Below are 6,866 nucleotides of genomic sequence, written 5' to 3' on the forward strand. Positions count from 1 at the left end.
CATTTTTGAGAAGAAGAATACAAAGAACTTGCAAAATATAGTGAAGAAATAGGTATAGATTTTCTTTCTACTCCTTTTGATTTAGATGCAGTTGATTTTTTAGATCCTTTGATGAAATATTTTCTTTTTTAGCTATATCATAGTAGTTTACTCCTATTTCAGCTATTATATAAGGTGTTTTTATCATAATAATATTTATAATTTATTTAAAATATCTAAGAATTTATTTATTCAATTTTCAAGATTATAAGAAAGCATTTTTTTATTTATTACTTTTCTTTCATCATAATTAAATATAAGATTTTTTATCTCTTCTTCAAGTTTAGTTTTATCTATAAAATTCACAAGTCAAAGATTTTTGATACATCAAGAAAAATTTGAAAAAGTATGATGCATTTCTTGTTCATTTTGAGATATAGAGATTGTAGGAACTCATATACAAGTTATCTCATAAATTGTTCTTCCATTACTTGTAAGCATAATATCTGCATTTTGTATTACTTCTCACATATTCGATATATTTTCAAGTATTTTTATATTTTGTTTTCATTTTGTTATATTTTCTAGTTTTTTTTTATGAGAATATCAAGGTCATAGAATTATATTTATATTTCAATTATAATTTATATTTTCAAGTGATTGTAAATATATACAAGTAAGATTATTTGGATCTGTTCAACCACAACTTATAGTTATATTTTTTACATCTTTTGTTATTTTTTTCTTTTCTTGATTTATAATATCATCTCTAAGTATTATATATTTATGTCCATTTAGTATATTTTCTTTATCATCAGTAAATTCATAAAGTTCATTTATAGTAAAATCTGCATAATTTTTTCATTCTCATAAATCTTCAAAATTTATAACTTTTAGTTCATTTTCTTTCAAACTATCAATATATTTTTTTGAAGTATCAAGTATATCATTTATTATTATTTTTATATTTTTTTCTTTTAAAAATTTTATTAAATATTCTTCATTGTCATATTCTATAATTTCATAAAAATTTTCATTTATTATTTTTTTTGCAAGGTTATTTCATTTTTTTGTAAAAAATGTTGGCTTTGTATTTAGGTTTAATGCTATATGTAATTGTCTATATATATGTCATAATCAAGTTTTATTATTTCAAATTACATTTATAGCAATATTTTTTTGGTTTAATAAACTTTCAACATTCACCCAGTCTGCATAAGTATCTATATCAGTAGATTCTTGCTCTCATGTTATCACAAAATCACAAGAGTTTATATTTATTCTTGTGTTGTTTGTTAGAAAATAATCTTTTTTAACTCATATGATTGCTCAAGTTTCTACATATTTTTTTGGTAAAAATTGCCTATTAACTCTTTTTTCAAAATCTGCAATTATCTTTCAATTTTCTTCTTTCCAGTAAAGATGAGTTTCTTCTCTTAGACTCATAAAAGAATCCTTTCAACTTTCTATAAAGTTTTTAATAGCTTTTTCTATAGTTTTTAACTTTATCAAAGGTGATGTTGGTTGAAAAGTTATTATATAATCATAATTATTATATTTTTCACATACATCAAATATTACGGGATCCAAAGGAGTTGCATCATCTGATAAACTTTCTGGTCTATTATGAATAATTATTTCTTTACTTTTACAATTATTTTTTATTTCTTCACTTTCAGTAGTTAAAACTATATCATCAATTATTTTTGATGATTTTAAATTATCTATTGTATAGTGTATAAGAGGTTTTCAATTAAGAGGTTTTATATTCTTTTTTGGAATTCATTTACTACTTCATCTTGCCGGTATAATTGCAAGTATTTTTTTGTTATTGTACATTATATATAATATTTAGTAGAGTCAAAACATAACACTATTATAACATTTTATTTGTAAAAATCAAACTTAATTATTATTTAATTTGAAATATTTTTAAAATTAATTATAAGAAAGTAGATTGTTTTTTTACTAAAACGACATTATATATACAAAAATATACCTAATATGATAAGATTTAGTTTTTAATAGTGATAATATTAATAAATTAATTAGACAAATTGCTTATAGAACAAATGCATATAAGATGTGGACATATTTTATTGAAAAAAATCATATTGTTTTATTGAAAAATAAAAAATCTATATGTTTCTTAGTACCTAAAGTTGCAAATACTTCAATAAGTTTTGCATTAGCTGATATCTTAGATATTGATACTGAAGGTAAAAGTATAAGAAAAATATTACCTCGCATACAAAAGCAAGAAGTTACAAAAAATTACAATAACTATAATAAATTTTTATAAACTTTTCCAAAGAACTTGACAGATAAAAAAATATTGTAGAAAAAATAATATAGACAAATCTCTTTCTTTTATGGAGGAAGCAAATTTTCCAAATATTTTAAGTAAATATTTTTGAAGCAAATCAAAAATTGTTATAAGTATTAGAACAAATATTAATAAAAAGTCTTGATTATATAAAAAATTAATCAAATTTTTATACCCAAAAGCAGATTTTATAACACCAATAGTTAAGGAATGATCTCAAAATCTTATACAAAACTATTGAATTAATCCTAAAAGAATTCAAAATATATATAATATGTTTGATATAAAAGTAATACAAGAAAAATCAAAAGAAGATTTATGAGACTATCAAGAATTGTTTAATAACTGAAAATATACATTTATAAATATATGAAAATTTATCAATGCTAAAAATCAAAAACTTTTACTTAATGCTTTTGATAAATTTCATCAGAAAAATCCAAATACTCAACTTATAATACTATGAGATGGGGAATTAAAAGAAGAATTGAAAAATCAAAGAAAATCTTTATCTTCAAAAGAAGACATTTACTTTTTATGAGTTCATGAAAACCCTTATAAATTTTTGGCAAATTCTGATGCTTATATAAGTAGTAGTAGTTGGGAATGAATGGGTAGAGTTTTGGTAGAAGCTATGGCTTGTTGACTATCTATTATTTCTACTGATCATCCTACATGAGCAAAAGAAATTATGAAAAAAGATATTCAAAGTTTTGAAATGGTAGATTGAGTAAGTAAAGATAAATATTGAATATTAGTTCCAGTAGATGATGAAAAATCTTTAACTCAAGCAATGCAAGATTTGTATGATGATAAAGATTTACAAGGACATTATAGTAAACAGTCAAAATTGAGAGCAAAAGATTTTGATGTTGAAAATATTATAAATGAATGGGAAAATGTTTTATAAATAAATTATACTTGATTTATAATATTTTTTTTATATAATTCAGTTATACTTTATTAATATAACAAAATAATTATGACAGATAAATTAAAAGAATATATACAAAAAGTTATTATAAGACAAAAATATTTAAAAGATTTAGAAAATTTTTGTTTTGCTCCATTTATAAAAATTATTGTATGAGCAAGAAGAGTTTGAAAAAGTTTTTATCTTTTTTCTATTATAAAAAAATTATTAGAATTAAATAAATTAAAAGAAAATCAAATTTTTTATATAAACAAAGAATGGCTTGAATATGATGATATTCAAGATTATAAAGATTTAAATAATTATTTTTTGAAATGGAAAAAAGAAAATAAAGTATGAAATAATTTTTTCTTGTGAATTGATGAAGTGCAAGAAATAAAAGATTGGCAAAAATTTATACTTTCTATTTGGAGTAGTTATCCACAAAGTATTATTTTTATTACTTGATCAAATTCAAAATTATTATCAAAAGATATATGAACAAATTTAAGATGAAGATATATTTCCAAAAAAATTTTTCCTCTTTCTTTAAATGAATTTAGTTTATTTTCAAATAAAAATATAGATAACGAATTATTATTTGAATATATAAATTATTGATGATTACCTGCAATTAATTTTATTGATGATTTAAATATAAAATTAGAATATTTAAAATGAGTTTATAATACTATTTTTGTAAAAGATTTACTTGAATATGAAAATATAAGAAATACTAATTTACTCAAAAATATACATAAATTTTTATTTAAAGAATTTTGAAATTTGATTAATTCTAAAAATATTTCAAATTTTTTAAAAAAAGAAAATATAAAAACATCAATTGAAACTATATTAAATTATATGGAATTTAGTTTTAATTCTTTTCTTTTTGATGAAGTTAGTAGATATGATATTAGATGAAAAAAACTTTTTGAAATAACAAAAAAAATATATTCTTTTGATCTTGGAATAAGAAATAGTATTGTATGAATAAATTTACAAAATGATATTTGATGAATTTATGAAAATTTAGTTTATAATCATTTTATTTCAAATTGATTTAATGTATTTGTATGAATACTGTGAGAAAAAGAAATTGATTTTATAGCTGAAAAATCTTGAAAAAAAATATATATTCAAGTAGCTTATTTATTATCTGATGAAAAAGTTATTGATAGAGAATTTTGAAATCTTATGAAAATCAAAGATTGATGGGAAAAAATAGTTATTTCAAGTGATAATTTATTTGTAAATAATTATGAATGAATAAAACATTATAATATTTTGGATTGGTTGCAAAATATGGAATAATTTGATTTATTTTTTGAAATATATATATTAGTTGTAAGTTTTTAAACAGTTAAGTTTTATACAATGAAATTTTATTCAAAACTATTTAATTGTTTAGAAATATATATATAAATAATTTAATCTTGTATAAAATAAAAAAAAATATATATATAATATTTTATAAAATAATTTTTAATAATGAAAAATAATTTAATATATATTCACAATATAAAAGTTTATAAATATAATAAAACTTATTATACAAATAGAGCTTGGATATTTAATGAGTTTTCTAAAAATTATAATATAAAACTATATTGTAAAACTCAACTTGAAGCTATGAGTGTTTGAGTCGTTCCAATATGTGCTGATGAAGGTTGAACTTATAGAACAATAGATAATTATTATAATGGATCGTTATTCAAAAAACTTGATTAGAAAGCTTTGGCAAAAAATATTGATATGCTGTATGATAAACCTGAATTGTATGAGGATTTGAAACAAAATGCACTTAAATATATACAAGAGTTATCTTTGGAAAAACAAGTAAAGAAAATGAGTAAAACTATAAATAATTTTTATAATTTAAAATAAGAAAAATGAATATAATTAAAAAAATCTTTTCAAGATTATATATAGCTTATGAAACAATTTAAATCAGAAATAGAGAAAATAAATGATTTACTTCATAAACATAGTCTTATAGATCCAGAGATTGATTTAGTAAAATATTGGTGATATGATAAAATTTAGTATTAAATTATTCTCTAATCTTAACAACTTCTTTTTTAAGTTTTAGTAAACTTTTATAGTTAATTTTCTATCAACACTTTTATTAAAAATACTTGATTTTTTATCAATCCTATGGAAGTAAAGTATAGAAACAAAAAAGATGTTTATCTCATACCAGCTTGCTTGGTAAGTTTTATAAACCTTTAATTTTTTCTTGATTTTAAATATATAATCATTATATTTCTTTTAGTTGTATTTTTTAACCACTTATAGAAATGAAATATATAAATATTCAAAAAAACTAAAAGAATTAAAGATTTTTTCAACTCAAGATTTAAAATTACTTGATGATAATTATGATAAGTCAAAAATTTTTAAGTGGAAAAAAGCTTGATATATAAAATAAATTATAAGATGATATTATATATTATCTGATATTCATATAAATGAAAGTTTGCTTTATTTTGCATCAAATAAGATCTATCAACCAAGTTATATATCTTTGGAAAGTGCTTTTTCATACTATGGGATTATTCCTGAACAAGTATTTACTATAAATTGAGTAAGCACAAAAAAGACAAATTATTTTAAAACAGATTTTTGAGTATTTAATTATAAAAAAATAAATCCAAAACTATTTTTCTGATATAATATAATTTCTTTAAAAGAAAATAAAGTTCTTATTGCAAGTTTAGAAAAGGCTATATTAGATTACTTTTATTTGTATGATAATATAAAAAGCACTGTAGATTTTGAATATTTAAGATGGAACAAAGACATACTAAAAAAAAATTAGATATTGATAAATTAAAAAAATATTGAAGTTTAATTAAAATAAAAATTATAAACAAAAGAATAGATTTACTTCTTAAATATATAAATAAAAGATAATGAAAACTTAAAAGAAAAATTAAATGAATTTACAAAAAATCAAAACCTTGAAAAAATAGCTCAAGATGTAAAGCCTTTTTTAATAAATCAAGATGAGATATATAGAGTTATCAATTTTCAAGATTTTATTGATAGTTTAAAATAACCACTACCCTTTTTTTATCTTAACAACTTCTTTTTTAAGTTTTAGTAAACTTTTATAATTTATAATCAAAAATTATAATCAAAATATAGCAAAAGCTATCATCAAGTAAAATAAATTTTCATATCCTGCACTATCTGTATATTCAAAAAAGTTTCATTTCAAAACATATAGTATAGTTCATATACAAACAAAATATAATAAATTTCAAAATATAAATCATCTATAAAGTTTTATAGGGTTTTTCTTATATATGTAGATAAATGAAAATAAAAAGATTATAAAACAAGCTATGATACTTGATATAACTGCTCCATATACTCATATAAAAAGTATCAAAGCTCCATTTATGAGAATATTTACAAGTACAACAAAAGCTATTATCTTTACTCTATTTTTAGGTTTTCCATAAGCATTTATCACTACAAAATTTAACTGAAATAAGACTTTTAGAACCAAAAATAAAGCTATTATCACTTGCAAGAAATATAGTGTCTTGATAATCTTGAAATATAATTCATTCTTTTTTAAGAACTGTTTCAAAGCTAATATATGAATTTTTTTTAAGTTTTGTTGAAAGTTCAAGTTTG

General features: G+C 19.6%; 8 protein-coding genes and 1 pseudogene. 7 read left to right on the forward strand and 2 right to left on the reverse strand.

Annotation, left to right across the window (positions count from 1 at the left end; all coding sequences use genetic code 25):
- Window positions 1-123: pseudogene (locus VAMP_RS04405) on the forward strand (N-acetylneuraminate synthase family protein); the annotation flags it as partial.
- Window positions 124-195: 72 nt separating this feature from the next.
- Here the strand turns inward: VAMP_RS04405 and VAMP_RS07140 are convergent.
- Entirely contained in the window at window positions 196-1,818 is a 1,623-nt protein-coding gene (locus VAMP_RS07140) for a cytidylyltransferase domain-containing protein (protein WP_213349740.1), read from the reverse strand.
- 244 nt (window positions 1,819-2,062) lie between these two features.
- Between VAMP_RS07140 and VAMP_RS04415 the strand changes: the two genes are divergently transcribed.
- The 6 genes from VAMP_RS04415 to VAMP_RS04440 all read left to right on the forward strand — a co-directional run bounded on the left by VAMP_RS04415 (window position 2,063) and on the right by VAMP_RS04440 (window position 6,039).
- Window positions 2,063-2,281, forward strand: a complete 219-nt coding sequence (locus tag VAMP_RS04415; RefSeq protein WP_213349742.1) for a hypothetical protein — start codon at window positions 2,063-2,065, stop codon at window positions 2,279-2,281.
- A gap of 70 nt (window positions 2,282-2,351) precedes the next feature.
- Entirely contained in the window at window positions 2,352-3,215 is an 864-nt protein-coding gene (locus VAMP_RS04420) for a glycosyltransferase (RefSeq protein WP_213349744.1), read from the forward strand.
- Between the two features lie 72 nt (window positions 3,216-3,287).
- Window positions 3,288-4,532, forward strand: coding sequence for an ATP-binding protein (locus tag VAMP_RS04425; RefSeq protein ID WP_213349745.1), 1,245 nt, complete (start codon window positions 3,288-3,290; stop codon window positions 4,530-4,532).
- A 177-nt stretch (window positions 4,533-4,709) separates the two neighbouring features.
- Window positions 4,710-4,949 (forward strand): glycosyltransferase family protein, encoded by a 240-nt coding sequence (locus tag VAMP_RS04430; RefSeq protein WP_213349747.1) that lies wholly within the window; start codon window positions 4,710-4,712, stop codon window positions 4,947-4,949.
- Window positions 4,950-4,955: 6 nt separating this feature from the next.
- On the forward strand, window positions 4,956-5,105 hold the full coding sequence (locus tag VAMP_RS04435) for a hypothetical protein (protein WP_213349749.1): 150 nt from the start codon (window positions 4,956-4,958) through the stop codon (window positions 5,103-5,105).
- Between the two features lie 592 nt (window positions 5,106-5,697).
- Window positions 5,698-6,039 (forward strand): type IV toxin-antitoxin system AbiEi family antitoxin domain-containing protein, encoded by a 342-nt coding sequence (locus VAMP_RS04440; protein ID WP_213349750.1) that lies wholly within the window; start codon window positions 5,698-5,700, stop codon window positions 6,037-6,039.
- 312 nt (window positions 6,040-6,351) lie between these two features.
- Here VAMP_RS04440 and VAMP_RS04445 read toward each other — a convergent pair.
- The coding region (locus VAMP_RS04445; protein ID WP_213349751.1) for a polysaccharide biosynthesis C-terminal domain-containing protein at window positions 6,352-6,866 on the reverse strand (515 nt) is incomplete at its 5' end.

Source organism: Candidatus Vampirococcus lugosii (genome assembly GCF_018420025.1).
In the GTDB taxonomy this organism is placed as follows: Bacteria; Patescibacteriota; Gracilibacteria; order Absconditabacterales; family Absconditicoccaceae; genus Vampirococcus; species Vampirococcus lugosii.